The following is a 16,019-nucleotide window of genomic DNA, read 5'->3' as shown; positions in this document are numbered from 1 at the left end:
CGGCACAGCGCGCAAGCCGCGCAGCCCTCACCCTTGCAGCAGCATCGACGATGATCCACGATCCAAACGACTCCGGTCTCCCGGACGACTCCCCGACTCCCACGAGCGCAGCAGACCGGTCCACCCGCGACGGGACGCACGACTTCGACGGCACGCCCGGTGCGACGACGGCAGGCACGCTTCATCACCGCCGCATCCGCAGCTTCGTCACGCGCGCGGGTCGCGTGTCGACCGGCCAGCGCCGCGCGCTCGATGAGTTCGGCCCGCGCTTCGTCGTGCCCTACGCGCCCCAGCAGCCCGACTGGACCGGCGTGTTCGGCCGCGAGGCGCCGCGCGTGCTGGAGATCGGCTTCGGCATGGGCGCCACCACCGCGGAGATCGCCGCGCAGCGTCCCGGCGACGACTTCCTCGGCGTCGAAGTCCACGAGCCCGGCGTCGGCGCGCTGCTGAAGCTGATCGGCGAGCAGTCGCTGACGAACATCCGCATCATCCAGCACGACGCGGTCGAAGTGCTCGAACACATGATCGCGCCCGACAGCCTGGACGGCGTGCACATCTTCTTCCCCGATCCGTGGCACAAGGCGCGCCACCACAAGCGCCGGCTGATCCAGCCGAAGTTCGTCGCGCTGCTCGTGTCGCGTCTGAAGCCGGGTGCGTATCTGCATTGCGCGACCGACTGGCAGAACTACGCCGAACAGATGCTCGAAGTGCTCGGCGCCGATCCGCTGCTCGAAAACACCGCCGACACCTACGCACCGCGGCCCGACTATCGTCCGGTGACGAAGTTCGAGCGGCGCGGCCTGCGGCTCGGCCACGGCGTGTGGGACCTGGTATTCCGCAAGCGCGCCGCAGCATAACGCGACGAAACGGCAAGCCAACGAAAAAAGGTCCGCATTCGCGGACCTTTTTCATCGCACGGCCAGCCTCAATCGGCCCAGCTCAACCCGCCGCTATAACCGATCAGCAGGATCAGCAGACCGAAGCCGATCCGATACCACGCGAACACCGTGAAGTCGTGCGACGCGACGTAGCGCAGCAGCCAGCGAATGCAAATGAACGCACTGACGAACGCAGCCGCGAAGCCGAGCGCGAAACTGCCGAGCGCGTCGGTGGTAAGCAGATGCCAGTCCTTGTACAACTCGTAGGCGGTCGCGCCGAAGATGATCGGGATCGCGAGAAAGAACGAAAACTCGGTCGCGGCGCGGCGCTCGATGCCGAACAGCATGCCGCCGATGATCGTCGAGCCCGAGCGCGAGGTCCCCGGAATCAGCGCGAAGCACTGCGCGAGGCCGACTTTCAGTGCATCGAGCGGGCTCAGATCGTCGATGCTGCGCACTCGCACCGCCGCGTCGCCGCGCGCACGTTGACGCGCCTCCGCCCACAGGATCACGACGCCGCCCGCAACCAGCGCGAACGCCACCGGCACCGGCGCGAACAGCGCCTCCTTGATCGACTTTTCGAACAGCAGGCCCAGCACGACCGCCGGAATCGTCGCGATGATGACGTTCAGCGCGAAGCGGCGCGCTTCCGGCCGGTTCGGCAGACCCACGATCACGTTGCCGATGCGACGGCGAAACTCCCAGCACACCGCGAGAATCGCGCCGAGCTGGATCACGACATCGAAGGTCTTCGCGTGCTCGTCGGAGAAATCGATGAGACTGCCGACGACGATCAGATGCCCGGTGCTCGACACCGGCAGGAACTCCGTCAAACCCTCGATCACGCCGAGAATCAGCGCTTTGCAAGCCAGTAGCCAGTCCATCCGTGCCCTTTATCGCAGTTGGTTGTCGCAACGAAATGGGCCGGCACGGTCATGACTGGCACGCGCGGCCCTCGTGGCCGCGCGTGCGCGTCATCTTTCGACGATCTGCACGCGTATGCCGTTTGTAAGGATGGTGATTGTACCGGGTTCGTAATGGACGCCGGCAAATTGCAGTTGCTCGGGCTTGAACGTGTAGATCGGATAGTTGGTCAGCAATTGGGTCGCGAGCAGCGCCGCGGCCGCGTTGATCTGCTGCGTGTACATCTGCGCCTGGCCGTTCACGCTGACGTTATCGACACTCGGCGACTTGAGGATCACTGAACGGCTCGCCGCGTCGTAGGCAAGTTCGCTCGACAGCGTGAACACGCCATCGACCGGCTCTTGCAGGAACGGGCTGGCGAAACGCGCGTCGAGCTTCACCTGCACGCGGTTCGCATCGGGCAGCATGCCCACCACCGGATTGCTCAGCGCGACGTCGAACACCTGCGACACCGTGCGCTGATACGGGAATTTGCGCTGCACGGCCTCCTGCACCTGCTTCTGCGAGAACGTGTATTGCGACGGCATGAACGGAAACGTCGGGCTCGCGCAAGCCGCGAGCGACACGGTGATGCCAAGCACGCTGCAGCCGGTCAGCGCGGCGCGCAGAAAGCGGCGCCGGGCCGGCGCTGCGGGTCGAGTCATGCGAAATCTCCTGTGGAAGCCCTGGCGGACATCGGCTTGCGTTGGCTTTGAGGTGGGTGATGGCGCTTATCGCGTGCCGCGCATCATGGATGCGATGCCGGTTGCGTTTGCACTTCGAGTTGCGTGAGCCATGCGAGCGCTTCACCGCGATTCGCGCCGCACATCTCCTGTTGCGGCTGCAGACCCGAGCAGCATGCGGGCCGCTCCGGCCGCCCGAAGATCGCGCAGCGCAGATCGTCGCCGAGTTGCACGCAGCGAACGCCCGCCGGCTTGCCGTTGGGCATGCCCGGAATCGGACTCGAAATCGACGGCGCGATACAGCACGCGCCGCAATCGGGACGGCACGCGTGATCGTCCACTCGTGCGCTCTTCAACCTTTGATCCACGTCATCTTTCCTGACCTCAAACCTTGGCAACGCGTTGCCAGACCCGCATTGTGCCACTGCCTGTCTGCGCGACCTTTTTACACAAACGGGGCCCGCAGGCGCGCATTTAAACTGAAAACTCCCGAATGGCCATGCACACGCGATACGCCGCGAGAGCCTCCCACCGTCTGATACCGCTCATGTCCCTAGCCGACACCCTGTTCCGCCCCGACCTGCTCGCGCGCTACAGCGCGAATGGTCCCCGGTATACGTCCTATCCGACCGCGCCGCAGTTCCGCGAATCGTTCGACACCGCCGACTATCGCCGCGCCGCCGCCGATCCGGGTGCCGCGTCGACCGATCTGTCGCTGTACTTCCATATTCCGTTTTGCGACACCGTGTGCTTCTACTGCGGCTGCAACAAGGTCGTGACGAAAAACCGCCCGCACGCGCGGCCGTACCTCGAGCGGCTCAAACGCGAAATCGGCTTGCAGGCTGCGTGTTTCGATACTCAGCGGCCCGTGTCGCAACTGCATTGGGGCGGCGGCACGCCGACGTTTTTGTCGCATGACGAGATGACGGAATTGATGGCCGCAACGCGCGAGCACTTCAATCTGCTGCCCGACGATCAAGCCGAATGTTCCATCGAGGTCGATCCGCGCGAGGCGTCGCCCGACACGATCGCGCTGCTGCGCCATCTCGGCTTCAACCGGCTGAGCCTCGGCGTGCAGGACTTCGATCCACGCGTGCAGCGGGCGATCAATCGCATCCAGCCGTTCGAGATGACCGCGTCGGTGATGCAAGCGGCGCGCGCGCACGGTTTTCATTCGATCGGCGTCGACCTGATTTACGGCCTGCCGCATCAAACGGTCGCGAGCTTCAGCCGCACGCTCGACACGATGCTCGAACTCGCGCCGGACCGGCTGTCGGTGTTCGCGTACGCGCATATGCCGCAGCTCTTCAAGATGCAGCGGCAGATGGATGCCGCGACGCTGCCGTCGAGCGAGGTGCGGCTCGCGCTGCTGCAACGGGTGGTCGAACGGCTGACACAGGCGGGTTATGTGTATATCGGCATGGATCACTTCGCGCTGCCCACTGACGAGCTCGCGCGCGCGCAGGCACAGCGCACGCTGCATCGCAATTTCCAGGGCTATAGCACGCGGGCCGAGTGCGATCTGATCGGCTTCGGCGCCTCGTCGATCGGAAAGGTCGGCGACGTGTACGCGCAGAACGCGCGAGAGCTGCCCGCCTATACCGACGCGATCGACGCAAGCCGGCTCGCGATCGCGCGCGGCATCCGCCTGTCCGCCGACGACCGTCTGCGGCGCGACGTGATCACGCAACTGATGTGCAACCTCGAACTGCGTTTCGACGAATTCGAGGCGGCGTACGGCATCCACTTCGCCGACACGTTCGCGCCGGAGCTCGCGCGTCTGCGGTCATTCGAGGACGACGGGCTGGTCTCGCTCGGCACGCGCAAGCTCGAAGTTCGGATGGCCGGTCGCATGCTCGTACGCAATCTCGCGATGGTATTCGACCGCTATCTCGGCGAGCAGACGCTCAGACCGTTCTCGCGCACGGTCTGAGGACCGCTCGTTGCGAACGCGCTGTGGCGGGTGAAGGCAATCGGCTTGCCCGTCGAGCGATTTTCGGCCATAATCTGCGTCTTCCTCGCGCGCTGAACTTCTGATGCGCGCTGCAGTATCTGCCCAGGTGGTGAAATTGGTAGACGCAGGGGACTCAAAATCCCCCGCCGCAAGGCGTGCCGGTTCGATTCCGGCCCTGGGCACCAAACAAACACTCTTCAACCGGTTTCAACGGTTCCCCACAAAGCCCCGACAGCCAGCGCTGAGCGGGGTTTTTGTTTGCTATGGCCTCCAACGTTTCACCAGCGATTACAGCCCAAACAGGGGGTCGTTTGGCGTGTTGCCACGATCCGTACACGAAGCCGGGTGAAAAACTTCGGAAGCTGTACGGCGGCGTCCTGCTTCTCGTCACGCCAACGAGCAACAAGCGATGCATTTTCAAGTACCGTTTTGCCGGAAAGCTACGGGTTCCCAAGCGCACGCGATATCAAGCACCCGATGAGTGAAGCGGCTATCAATGCCGCGCTTCGGCGGCTTGGCTCCTATGCGCGCATGGAGATAACCGGCCACCGCTTCCGGGCGATGGCGCGCTCGATCCTACATGAAGAACTGGAAGAGCCCTTTCCGTTTCTGCCTCACGGCAGCGGAAGCTTGCTGTCATCGAGCCGGTGCGGAGAATTGGCTCCCCAACGTGCTCTTATCTGTTCCGGAGTCTCGGGAGGCCATTTCACGCCCATCCTGATGATGCGGTCCCGGATTTGGACCAGCTTCCTGTAGGCCGGTGAATCAGGCGCGAAGGTATTAATGTCGTCCCATATCCCTAGTGGGAATGACTCGCCGTTAATGTTGTAGGTGTTGGGGTTTGCCCCATGGTCCAGCAGGTAGTCAATCTGATCTAGTGCGCGATTTGCCAGCGCTTCATACAGCACTGAATTGCGCAACGAATCGCGTCGGTTCACATCCGCGCCACGCTCCACCAGCAGCTTGAGTGAGCCAGATGTCGACTCTTTTGCAACAAAGAAAATTAATGGATCTCCCTTGTAGACCAAATTAGGATCAACGCCCCCGTCCAGCATCGCGCGCAGGAATTCCGGGTGGGATCTGTTGAGCAGGACCCCGAGGGGGCTGCCAAAATCCGGTACGGCCTGCAAGGGATCAGCCCCGGACCTCACCACCTGCGACGCAACCGCGAGCCGATGCGGGTCGCGCTGCAACGCCTCCTGAAACGCAAAAAACAGCATCGTCATGTTCTTGCGTCCGGGCGTGTTCAGATCCGTCTTCGGTGCCAGTCGCCGGACCTGCTCCATGTCGCCGCGTTCGATGGCCTGCGCCAGTTCGAGTTGCGGGCCGCTAAAGAAATCAGTGGCGGGAAATTTTTTCATTGCATGAACCACGGGGGATAGCGCTAGTAACAGCACCGGCACGATAAGGATTCGGCTGAGTGTTTTCATCGCTCTCAGCCTCGTTATTTCAAGGCAGAGGAAGTTTGCTGTCATCGAGCCACCGCGGTGCGTTTGCCCCCAGCGCGCTCGAATCTGTGCCGGTGTCTCCGGGGGCCATTTCACACCCATCCTGATGATGCGATCCCGAATCTCGATTAGCTTTATGTAGGTCGGGGAATTGGGCGCGGAAGCGTTATCGGCAATGCGTGTTGATAGCGCCTGAGGAAACGACAGGCCTTTGATATCGTAGGTGTTGGGATTCGCACCATGATCCAGCAAGTAGTCAATCTGATCTAGTGCACGATTTGCCAGCGCCTCATATAGCACTGAATTACGCAACGAATCGCGCCGGTTCAGATCGGCGCCACGCTCCACCAGCAGCTTGAGCGAGCCAGATGTCGACTCTCCTGCAACAAAGAAAATTAATGGATCTTCCTTGTAGACCAGATTAGGATCAACGCCCCCGTCCAGCATCGCGCGCAGGAATTCCGGGTGCGAGCTGTTGAGCACGACCCCGAGGGGACTACCAAAATTCGGTACGGCCTGCAAAGGATCGGCCCCGGCCCTCACCACCTCCGACGCAACCGCAAGCCGATGCGGGTCGCGCTGCAACGCCTCCTGAAACGCAAAAAACAGCATCGTCATGTTCTTGCGCCCGGGCGTGTTCAGATCCGTCTTCGGTGCCAGTCGCCGGACCTGCTCCATGTCGCCGCGTTCGATGGCCTGCGCCAGTTCGAGTTGCGGGCCGCTAAAGAAATCAGTGGCGGGAAATTTTTTCATTGCATGAACCACAGAAGATAGCGCCAGTAACAGCACCGGCACGATAAGGATTCGGCTGAGTGTTTTCATCGCTTTCAGCCTCGCTATGACAGTGTTTCAAGTACGGCGATGTCCTCCGCCTTCTGCTGCTCGATGCCATCAATTGCCTGCGTGATGAAGTGCCGCGACACGGGCGAGCCGCTGCCATGCAGGGGATAGGGAGTACCGGCTGCACGTGGCAGGGGCGTCCACGTCTGTACCACGGTCAGAATGTCGCCATTCACATGGTAGGCATTGATGTTCGATGGAGTGACCTGGCCGCCGTAGTGTTCGACCGTCTTCGGGTGCAGGCCGGCGGCGTTGAAGCTCCAGCAGTCCTTGCCGCTGGCCAAAGAAGCGGCAGAACACAGACCGCCACCTAGCGAGTGTCCGGCAATCTCAATTGGCGACGGATTATCGCGCAGCTTTTCCCCAATATTTACGGCCCGCCTATAGTAAGGCGATGTCATATCCACGCTCTGGTCGAAGTTGTTCGACCAGTCGCTCAGGCTCGTCATTTCGGTTCCCTTGAAGGCGAGTGTCGGATTCATATCGGCACCGAAGACCGCCGCATCCGGTTCGAATAGCTGCGCCCTGAAGTTCGCGCCTTCGATTTCCAGGTCTATTGGCTTCAAGCCGTACTGCCGTAGAAATCCCCTATCCCCGCTGCGGTTCGCCCACCCTTCGGGCACCGGCCCGGACGGCTCGTAGACATGATCGGAGAGTCTGGCCTTCTCCACCGCGACATTATTGCGCGCGAGCCGTTCAGCCGCCGCCCGCACGCGCCCGGACATGGCCGCATTGCCCGTCGCAATCAGCGCCTTGCGGGTCTGCCACCGCTGCGCCTTGGTCAGTGCCTGTGGTATCTCGATGTGTGGCGGTGTCGCCCTGGCTGCGCGCGCAGCGGCTAACTGGGCTTGCCAGATGGCCGGATCATACTGGACGGACCGAATGGGTTCGCCGTCAGGATGACTGCCGGTCCTCGCTACGGGATTTCTTAACGGCGTGCTGCGGTAAGGTGACGGAAACAGGCCATTACGCGGACCTCGAATGGCAAGCAGGTTACCCCGGCGAACCTCTTCGAGAAGAGCAACGATGACCCACCAGCCATCGGTGTCAGGGTTACGGTGCCGCGCGCTATGGAAAAACAGCCAGCCACTCTTCTGGATGCGCCTGACCAGTTTCCGGTCCTCCTCCCACGCCCTGTGATTCAATTCGGCAATAGCAAGAAACTCCCAGGTCTCCGCCTTGGCCTTCTGAGGGTCTGCGGCCTTGCCAAGGCACGCTTTATAGTGCCACTCGTCACAGATGACATAGCAGGCCCCCGATGGCTGCTGGCAGAACAGCTCCACGGAGTGCATCTCAAATACGGACAGGGACATAGGTGTGTCGTTGGTCTATCTGAAGTCGCTGCCGGGGTTGGCAGCATTCAGATAATTACCGTGCGACAGGCAGTCCGTACATGGGCGACCGCCCAAAATGTCCGACTTCCGAAGAAACAGAAAAGCCCCCGCAAGAACATGGAGGCTCTCCGCGCCCGCAGGCTCACGAACTTTGCATCCTGCTCCGCGAGCAGTTCTCTGATACCCATTGCACCTTCATGCAAAGACCTTAGAGGAGCCGCGCCACACCAGGATCGTTCATCCAGGCTGGTAAGCCCGCTCTCGCCATCCCACCTCTGACGGTGGAAAGTACCTTGCAACACAGAGCAGGTAAATGATCAGCGCCGCGACCGTATAAGACACAAACCGCGCCGCAAAGAACAGCAAGACCACGACGACCGCGACCAGCAGCATCTCCAGTCTCGGACCGAGCGCCGACAACTGCACGTCGCGCGCTTCGAATGCGGTGCCTAGCAGAATCAGCAACGGGATCAACGCGAGCACCATGTGGATCGGCTCGAGGATCGGATAAGCCACGAGCATCGTCATCGAGGCGAGCGCGTAGTCGATGCGGCTGTCCCGATGGCGGCGAAACACCAGATACGCGGACAGCAGGCAAGCACTCAGCACCAACGCATGCGAGACAATCGACAGCAACGTACCGGACATCGGCATGCCGAGCGTCGCCGATAGCGTCTGCAACGCGCCCCGCACGGCGTTGTTCATCGGCGCGCCGCCACCGCTCATCGCCAGTGCCATGCCGTTCAGCCGCGGCATGTCCGACACGAAGTAGTGCCACAGAACGTCGAAGCCGAGCCGCGCTCCGGTAATCAGCGTCAAGGCAATCGCAACCACGCTCGCCATCACGAACGTCCGCCATTCGCGGCGCAGCAACAGCAGACCGGCGACGGCGAGAGGCGTGAGCTTGATCGCGATCGCGAAGCCGAGAAAGAGCCCAGCGGCGTAGCCTTTGCCACGCTCGATGAGCGCGAAGGTCGCAACCAGCAGGAAGAACAGCAGTTCGTTCGACTGGCCGTCGTAGATATCTTCGACGAGAGGAAAGCTCAGCAGCGCGACCCCCACCAGCAGCAGGCTAACGCTGCGCTCCGCGCCGCGGTACGCCATCGTGACGACGAGATACAAAGCCAGCGCGAACAACACGATCGACGCACTCACCCAGACCATTTTCGCGGCGAGCGGCGTCAGCAGCGCGAGCGGCGCAAACACCAGCGCGAACTGCGGCGGGTAGGCGTAGAAGATGTCGTCGCCCGTCGAGCGCGCGCCGATGCCCTGCAAGAACGCAATCAGCGCGTCGTGATCGTACAGGCGCGCCGGGTCGTGCAGCACGATGTTGAAGGCGTACAGGTAGAAATTGAAATCGCCGAAGGCGTCGGGGACGTCGCCACGAAACTTCGCGACGACGTGCAGGATGCGCAGCGCGAGGCAGGCTACCGCAATCAGCAGAAGGAGAGCGGCACCCGCGCCGAAGTTCGACCTGGTCCGTACCGCGCCTGCGTTGAACATGGTGTCTCTCCGCGCCGGCTTCGTGCCGGACGACCGGACAGAGATTACCGGTTCGCAAAAATCGATCTGTGCGCTCGCCCACACGGGAGCGACCTATGTGGGGAACTTCGCCGCGTGAAGATCAGCTCGCAATCCCCACGCTAGCGCGAGTCGCCTCGCGGCGCCGCTTGATCACGTAGCCGCCCCACATCAGCACGAGCCATGCCGGCACCAGCCAAACCGAGACCGACAAGCCCGGCGTCAGCGCCAGAATCACGAGGATCAGCGCCATGAACGCGAGGCAGATCCAGTTGCTGAGCGGAAACCAGAACGAGCGGAACACCAGCGTCTCGCCCGCGGCCACCATCGCCTTGCGCGACTTCAGATGCGTGAGGCTGATCAGCGCCCAGTTCAGCACCAGCGCCGCGACCACCAGCGACATCAGCAGACCGAGCGCTTCGGCCGGGATCACGTAGTTGATGATCACGCATGCGAACGTCGCGAGCGCGGACAGACCGATCGCCAGATACGGCACGCCGCGCCGGTCGACCTTCAGCAGCGCGCGCGGCGCGTTGCCCTGCTCGGCGAGACCGTACAGCATGCGGCTATTCGCGTAGACGCCGCTGTTGTACACCGACAGCGCCGCGGTCAGCACGACCACGTTCAGCACGTTGGCGGTCAGTGACGAGCCCATCTGCGAGAAGATCATTACGAACGGACTGCCGCCCGCCGCCACCTCGTTCCACGGATACAGCGACAGCAGCACCGCGAGCGAGCAGATATAGAAAATCAGGATCCGCAGGATCACCTGATTCACGGCCTTCGGGATGCTTTTCTGCGGCTCGGCGGCCTCGGCCGCCGTAATGCCGATCAGCTCCAGCCCGCCGAACGAGAACATGATCACAGCGAGCATCATGAACAGGCCGTGGAAGCCGTGCGGGAAAAAGCCGCCGTGACTCCACAGGTTCGCGACCGTCGCCTGCGGGCCGCCGTGACCGCTGATCAGCAGATAGCCGCCGAACACGATCATGCCGATCACCGCCGCGACCTTGACGATCGCGAACCAGAACTCGGTTTCGCCGTAGGCCTTCACGTTGGCGAGATTGATCGCGTTGATGATCGCGAAGCACACCAGCGCCGACAGCCATGTCGGCACGCCCGGCCACCAGAAATGCACGTAGGTGCCGACCGCGGTCAGCTCGGCCATGCTGACGAGCACATAGAGCACCCAGTAGTTCCAGCCCGACAGGAAGCCCGGGAAATCGCCCCAGTACTTGTATGCGAAGTGGCTGAACGAGCCGGCGACCGGCTCCTGCGCGACCATCTCGCCGAGCTGGCGCATGATCATGAACGCGATGACGCCGCCGATCGCGTAGCCTAGGATCATCGACGGACCGGCGGCCTGCAGCACGCTGGCGGAGCCGAGAAAGAGGCCGGTGCCGATCGCGCCACCCAGCGCGATCAACTGGATGTGACGATTCTTGAGCCCGCGCTTCAGGCCCTCCTGCTGCTTTGCACTATTCATTACGCCCTGCTGTGTGGAGATCGCTGCGTGTGGCCGCTGCGTGTAGAACGCTGTCGAAGGCAGCGCTGTGGCCGATTGCACGGCCGGACAGCACGCGTCCGGTCCGGCAAAACCGATAATTTTACCCGACCGATATTCCTCTGACGTCCGTAGCCGCCCGCCTTCGTTGTGCGCCGCACTTAAGCGCGCGGATTGTGATTGTCACGGGGATGGCACGCGAGTATGTTGCCGGAGTCCACTTTTCAAGCTGCGGAGCTTCAACATGTTGCCCAAACGTCTGCTTTGCGCCGCTGTGTTGTGCCTCTGTTTCGCGGGCGTCGGTACGCCCGCGCTTGCGCAAACGGCGGCGGCCCCCGCTACCGCCAGCACGCCGCCTGCCGCCGCGCTCGGCGGCCCGGTACGCAACATCGTGCTCGTGCATGGCGCGTTCGTCGACGGCTCGAGCTGGAACGGCGTGGTCGCGAAGCTGCAGCAAAAGGGCTATCACGTGAGCTCGGTGCAGAACCCGCTGACGTCGCTCGCCGACGACGTTGCCGCGACCCGCCGTGTGCTCGATCGCGAGAACGGCCCGGTGCTGCTGGTCGGGCATTCGTGGGGCGGCGTCGTGATCACCGAGGTCGCTGCGAATGCGCCAAACGTCGCCGGGCTCGTGTATGTCGCCGCGCTTGCGCCGCAACTGCACGAATCGGCGATGGACGTGATGAAGGCCGGCGGCCCGATGCCGGCCGGCCAGAGCATCAGCAAGGACGCGAACGGGTTTTTGTGGCTCGACCGCGCGCGCTATCACGCCGACCTCGCCGCCGACGTGCCCGAGACCGTCACCCGCGTGCTCGCCGCCGCGCAGGTACCGATCGCCGCGAGCGCATTCGACGAACCGGTCGATCAGGTCGGCTGGAAAGACAAACCATCGTGGTACGTGCTGACGACGAAAGACCGCGCGGTGTCGCCCGATTTGCAGAAAATGATCGCCGGGCGCATCGGCGCGAACGTGGTGCCGGTCGCGTCGAGCCACCTCGCGCCGGTGTCGCACGCCGGAGCGGTGGCCGAGGCGATCGATCATGCGGCGCGCGAGTTGAGCCGGCAGCAGCAGTAGGCCACCGCAATAAGCTGTCAGCGGCTCGGCGTGCCGCGGCTCAGCGCAACATGAACGACATCGCCGATAGACAGTTCAGCATCCGCACCGCATGCTCGGCCGACGCCGCGCTGAAACGCAACGTCACGCCATCGACACGCGTGAGCGTCGGCCATTGGCAGAACAGATCGGCAAGCCCGCTCGTTTGCACGCGCAGTTCGCAGTCGACTGCTCGCGGCTCCCCACGCGTCGCGGCAGGCGCGCGGCCCGCTTCGATATGCTGACGGACCACGTCGCGCGCGGCAGCCCGCAGCGCCTCGCGCACGCTCGCGGACGACTGCGTGACGCCGCTCGCCTGACCGGTCGCGGTCTTCGTGACGACGAAACGCGCGCCGGGAAAACGCGGCGCGGTTTCCTCGGCGAACACGTCGTCACCCGACAAAAGCGCGACACGTGCGCCATATTCTTCAGCGAGCGCGCCGTACAGCCCCGCTTCGCCTAGCTCCACGCCATTGAACGCGACGCGCGCGAACGCGAAGCTGTTGATCGTGTGCGCGAGAATGCCGCGCGTTTGCGCCTTCGCGTGATAGCCGATCATGAAGACGAGTGCCGCGCCGTATTCGAGCCCGGCCATCATGCCGAGCGTGCGCGGCTTGCCGAGCACGACCTGCGCGCGCGGATCGAGCAGGTCGGGCAGCAGGTTGCGAAAGCCGCCGTGCGAATCGTTGACCCACACGTCGGTCGCGCCGCCCGCGAAGGCGCCTTCGATGGCGGCGTTGGCTTCGAGCGTCATCCAGCGTCGCGCGGCTTCGTATTCGCCGTTGCCCGCGCGCGTCTGCTCGGCATGAAACACGCCGGCGATGCCTTCGATGTCGGTGGAGATCAGGACTTTCATCGCGCGGGATTCCTCAGCAGTTGCGCAAGATCGGACACGCTGTCGCGCAGCGACAGCCGCCGATGGCCGTCGCGACCGGTGACGGATTCTGCGCTCCACAATGCATCGACGATCGCCTGTTCGACGCTGTCGGCGCACGCGCGAAACAGCGGGTCCATACAATGATCGGCGACGAGCGGCGGCAGCGCGACGAAGTCCGCGCCTTGCGGCACCGTGTATGCGGTCGAAAACGCCAGCGCGATATCGCCGCTGCCGTGGCCGTACACCGAGCCGGTACGCGCGAGACCCGCCGCCGCGCGCAACGACAGGCGTTTCAATTGGCGCGCGTCGAGCGGTGCATCGGTCGCGACGATCATGATGATCGAGCCTTGCTCGGGTTTGTCGGAGGTTGCGCTTGCAGCAGCATTAGCAGCATTAGCAGCATTAGCAGCATTAGCAGCATTTGCCGCCTCAGCCGCAGCCGCGCGTTCGGCCAGCACGCGGCCGAGCGGCGTGCCGTCGATCGTCAGCATCGGCAGACGGCCGAAGTTGGCCAGCACGAGCGCACCGACGGTGTAGTCACGGCCCGCCGCACTGACCACCCGCGACGCAGTGCCGATGCCGCCCTTCAGATCGAAGCACGACATGCCGCGCCCCGCGCCGACCGCACCGCTCGCGACATCGGTACTCGCGGCATCGAACGCTTCGTTGAAATGCTGTTCGGTCACGGCGAGCGCCTGAATATCGTTCAAGTAGCCGTCGTTGCATTCGAACACGAGCGGATTGACGGTCGACCATTCGCGGCCGATGCGCGGATTCGCACGAATCGCCGCGCGGATCTGCGCCTGCGCGACCGTGCCGACGCCGAACGTGTTGGTCAGCGCGATCGGCGTCTCCAGCGTGCCGAGCTCGTCAAGCTGCACGAGCCCGACGCTCTTGCCGAAGCCATTGATCACCGACGCGGCGGCCGGCACCTTGTCGACGAACGGATCGCCGCGATGCGGCCGGATCACGGTGACGCCAGTTTGCAACGCGCCTTCGGCAAGCGTGCAATGACCGACGCTGACCCCGTCCACGTCGGCGATCGTGCCGAGCGCTCCGGCCTGCAACGTGCCCATATGCGGCGCACGCTCAGCCGCGCGATGGTTACTCGCGCTCATGGCCGATCCAGCTTCGGATCGAGCGCATCGCGCAGACCGTCGCCGAGCAGATTGAACGCGAGCACGGTCAGAAAAATAGCGAGGCTCGGAAACAGCGCGATATGCGGCGCGGTCACCATATCGGCGCGCGCTTCGTTGAGCATCGCGCCCCACTCGGGCGTCGGCGGCTGCGCGCCCAAGCCGAGGAACGACAGGCTCGCCGCCGTGATGATCGACGTGCCGATGCGCATCGTCAGATACACGACGACCGATGAAATCGTGCCCGGCAGAATATGCCGCACGATGATGGTCCAGTCCGACGCGCCGATGCTGCGCGCCGCTTCGATATAGGTGAGCTGTTTGAGCATCAGCGTATTGCCGCGCACGAGCCGCGCGAACGCCGGGATGCTGAAGATCGCCACCGCGCTGATCACGTTGATCATGCCGTTGCCGAGAATCGCGACCACGCCGATCGCGAGCAGAATGCCGGGAAACGCGAACAGCACATCGGCCACGCGCATCGTGATGCGATCCCACCAGCCCTCGTAGTACCCGGCAAGCAGACCGAAGAACGTGCCGATCACCGCGCCGATCGCAACGGACAGAAAGCCCGCTTCGAGCGAAATGCGCGAACCGACGAGGATGCGGCTGAAAATATCGCGGCCCAGCGAATCGACGCCGAACCAGTGCGCGGCCGACGGCCCCGCGTTCAGCGCGTCGTAGTCGAAGAAATTCTCGGGGTCGTACGGCACGATATGCGGCGCGATGATCGCGATCACGATCAAGAGCAGCACGAACACGCCGGCGGCCAGCGCGACATGCTGCTTGCGGAACTTGCGCCAGAACTCGCTCCACGGCGTGCGGATCGCGCGTTCGGCGAGCGCGGGATTGGCCGCGTTCGGCCCGGTGGCAGTGGTGCTCATGCGGGCCTCACTTGAAACGGATGGTCGGGTTGATCACCGCGTACATCACGTCGACGATCAGGTTGATGATGATGAATTCGAGCGAGAACAACAGCACCTCGGCCTGAATGATCGGATAGTCGCGCATCGACACCGCATCGATCAGCAGGCGCCCGAGGCCCGGCCAATTGAACACCACTTCGACGACGATCGAGCCGCCCAGCAGAAAGCCGAACTGCAGGCCCATCATCGTGACGACGGGAATCAGCGCGTTGCGCAGGCAGTGCTTGATGATCACGAGCCGCTCGGGTACGCCCTTCGCGCGCGCGGTGCGCACGAAGTCCTCGTGCAGCACCTCGACGAACGAGGCCCGCGTGAAGCGCGCCATCACGGCCGCGACCGCCGCGCCGAGCGTCAGCGACGGCAGCACGTAGCTGCGCCACGAACCGTCGCCCACGATCGGCAGCCAGCCGAGTTGCACCGAGAAAATTTCCATCAGCAGCATGCCGAGCGCGAACGCCGGAAACGAAATGCCCGATACCGCGAGCGTCATGCCCAGCCGATCCGGCCAGCGGTTGCGCCACACCGCCGAGGCGATGCCGATCGCCATGCCGATCACGACCGCCCACACCATGCTCGCGATCGTCAGCCACAGCGTCGGGAAGAAGCGTTCCGCGATCTCCTGGCTCACCGGCCGCTTACTGCGCGTCGAAGTACCGAAGTCGCCGTGCGCCATCCGCCAGAAGAAGCGGACGAACTGCTGCGGCATCGGCTTGTCGAGGCCGAGGTCGGCGCGCACCAGCGCGACGGTCGCTTCGTCCGCTTCGGGACCGGCGGCGAGCCGCGCCGGATCGCCCGGCAGCAGATGCACGAACAGGAACACCAGCACGGCGACGATGAAGAGCGTCGGCAGCAGGCCTAGCAGACGTTTGACGAGGAAGTTCAGCATGAAACCAGTCCGGCAAATGAGCGGCGAATGAGCGGC

The 16,019-nt window shown here is 63.6% G+C and carries 14 protein-coding genes, 1 tRNA gene and 1 pseudogene; 5 read left to right on the top strand and 11 right to left on the bottom strand.

Features of this window, described 5'->3' with window-relative positions:
- The first annotated feature begins 50 nt into the window (after positions 1–50).
- Complete coding sequence (gene trmB, locus AB3X86_RS14940; protein ID WP_368596541.1) at positions 51–857, top strand: tRNA (guanosine(46)-N7)-methyltransferase TrmB; 807 nt, start codon at positions 51–53, stop codon at positions 855–857.
- A gap of 68 nt (positions 858–925) precedes the next feature.
- Here trmB and AB3X86_RS14935 read toward each other — a convergent pair whose 3' ends face one another.
- The 3 genes from AB3X86_RS14935 to AB3X86_RS14925 all read right to left on the bottom strand — a co-directional run bounded on the left by AB3X86_RS14935 (position 926) and on the right by AB3X86_RS14925 (position 2,832).
- Positions 926–1,762: an undecaprenyl-diphosphate phosphatase gene (locus tag AB3X86_RS14935; RefSeq protein WP_368596540.1), complete on the bottom strand. Its 837-nt coding sequence runs from the start codon at positions 1,760–1,762 to the stop codon at positions 926–928.
- A 90-nt stretch (positions 1,763–1,852) separates the two neighbouring features.
- Complete coding sequence (locus tag AB3X86_RS14930; RefSeq protein WP_176105287.1) at positions 1,853–2,446, bottom strand: DUF1439 domain-containing protein; 594 nt, start codon at positions 2,444–2,446, stop codon at positions 1,853–1,855.
- A gap of 83 nt (positions 2,447–2,529) precedes the next feature.
- On the bottom strand, positions 2,530–2,832 hold the full coding sequence (locus AB3X86_RS14925; protein WP_176105286.1) for a YkgJ family cysteine cluster protein: 303 nt from the start codon (positions 2,830–2,832) through the stop codon (positions 2,530–2,532).
- 179 nt (positions 2,833–3,011) lie between these two features.
- Here AB3X86_RS14925 and hemN point away from each other — a divergent pair, with 179 nt between their 5' ends.
- From hemN to AB3X86_RS14910, 3 genes and pseudogenes are all read left to right on the top strand, one after another.
- The gene (hemN, locus tag AB3X86_RS14920) at positions 3,012–4,397 is read left to right on the top strand and encodes an oxygen-independent coproporphyrinogen III oxidase (RefSeq protein WP_368596539.1); all 1,386 of its coding nucleotides are present in this window, start codon (positions 3,012–3,014) and stop codon (positions 4,395–4,397) included.
- A gap of 121 nt (positions 4,398–4,518) precedes the next feature.
- Positions 4,519–4,603, top strand: a tRNA-Leu gene (locus AB3X86_RS14915).
- A gap of 256 nt (positions 4,604–4,859) precedes the next feature.
- Positions 4,860–5,015 (top strand): annotated as a pseudogene (locus AB3X86_RS14910) (integrase); the annotation flags it as partial.
- Between the two features lie 17 nt (positions 5,016–5,032).
- Here AB3X86_RS14910 and AB3X86_RS14905 read toward each other — a convergent pair.
- From AB3X86_RS14905 to AB3X86_RS14890, 4 genes are all read right to left on the bottom strand, one after another.
- Positions 5,033–6,688, bottom strand: a complete 1,656-nt coding sequence (locus AB3X86_RS14905) for an ankyrin repeat domain-containing protein (RefSeq protein WP_368596538.1) — start codon at positions 6,686–6,688, stop codon at positions 5,033–5,035.
- Between the two features lie 14 nt (positions 6,689–6,702).
- The gene (locus AB3X86_RS14900; protein ID WP_368596537.1) at positions 6,703–8,019 is read right to left on the bottom strand and encodes a hypothetical protein; all 1,317 of its coding nucleotides are present in this window, start codon (positions 8,017–8,019) and stop codon (positions 6,703–6,705) included.
- Between the two features lie 258 nt (positions 8,020–8,277).
- On the bottom strand, positions 8,278–9,543 hold the full coding sequence (locus AB3X86_RS14895) for a glycosyltransferase family 87 protein (RefSeq protein ID WP_368596536.1): 1,266 nt from the start codon (positions 9,541–9,543) through the stop codon (positions 8,278–8,280).
- Between the two features lie 121 nt (positions 9,544–9,664).
- Entirely contained in the window at positions 9,665–11,047 is a 1,383-nt protein-coding gene (locus AB3X86_RS14890; protein WP_368596535.1) for an amino acid permease, read from the bottom strand.
- 262 nt (positions 11,048–11,309) lie between these two features.
- On the opposite strand from AB3X86_RS14890, the gene AB3X86_RS14885 reads away from it, so the two are divergent.
- Positions 11,310–12,140, top strand: coding sequence for an alpha/beta fold hydrolase (locus tag AB3X86_RS14885; RefSeq protein ID WP_368596534.1), 831 nt, complete (start codon positions 11,310–11,312; stop codon positions 12,138–12,140).
- A 40-nt stretch (positions 12,141–12,180) separates the two neighbouring features.
- Here the strand turns inward: AB3X86_RS14885 and AB3X86_RS14880 are convergent, their stop codons facing one another.
- The 4 genes from AB3X86_RS14880 to gsiC are packed head-to-tail and all read right to left on the bottom strand — an operon-like array spanning position 12,181 to position 15,983.
- A complete protein-coding gene (locus AB3X86_RS14880; RefSeq protein ID WP_368596533.1) occupies positions 12,181–13,014 on the bottom strand; it encodes a M55 family metallopeptidase in 834 nt (277 codons plus the stop codon).
- Positions 13,011–14,153 carry a P1 family peptidase gene (locus AB3X86_RS14875; RefSeq protein ID WP_368596532.1) on the bottom strand — a complete coding sequence of 381 codons (1,143 nt, stop codon included), beginning with the start codon at positions 14,151–14,153 and terminating at the stop codon, positions 13,011–13,013. The genes AB3X86_RS14880 and AB3X86_RS14875 overlap by 4 nt, the downstream gene beginning before the upstream one ends.
- Entirely contained in the window at positions 14,150–15,055 is a 906-nt protein-coding gene (gene gsiD, locus AB3X86_RS14870) for a glutathione ABC transporter permease GsiD (RefSeq protein WP_176381187.1), read from the bottom strand. Before gsiD ends, AB3X86_RS14875 begins: the two co-directional genes overlap by 4 nt.
- Before the next feature lie 7 nt (positions 15,056–15,062).
- The gene (gsiC, locus tag AB3X86_RS14865; RefSeq protein WP_368596531.1) at positions 15,063–15,983 is read right to left on the bottom strand and encodes a glutathione ABC transporter permease GsiC; all 921 of its coding nucleotides are present in this window, start codon (positions 15,981–15,983) and stop codon (positions 15,063–15,065) included.
- Positions 15,984–16,019 lie beyond the last annotated feature (36 nt).

Source organism: Paraburkholderia sp. BR14374 (assembly GCF_040948685.1).
GTDB lineage: Bacteria > Pseudomonadota > Gammaproteobacteria > Burkholderiales > Burkholderiaceae > Paraburkholderia > Paraburkholderia youngii.
Note: the sequence above shows the minus strand (reverse complement) of the source record. Positions and strands in the feature narration are given on the sequence as shown.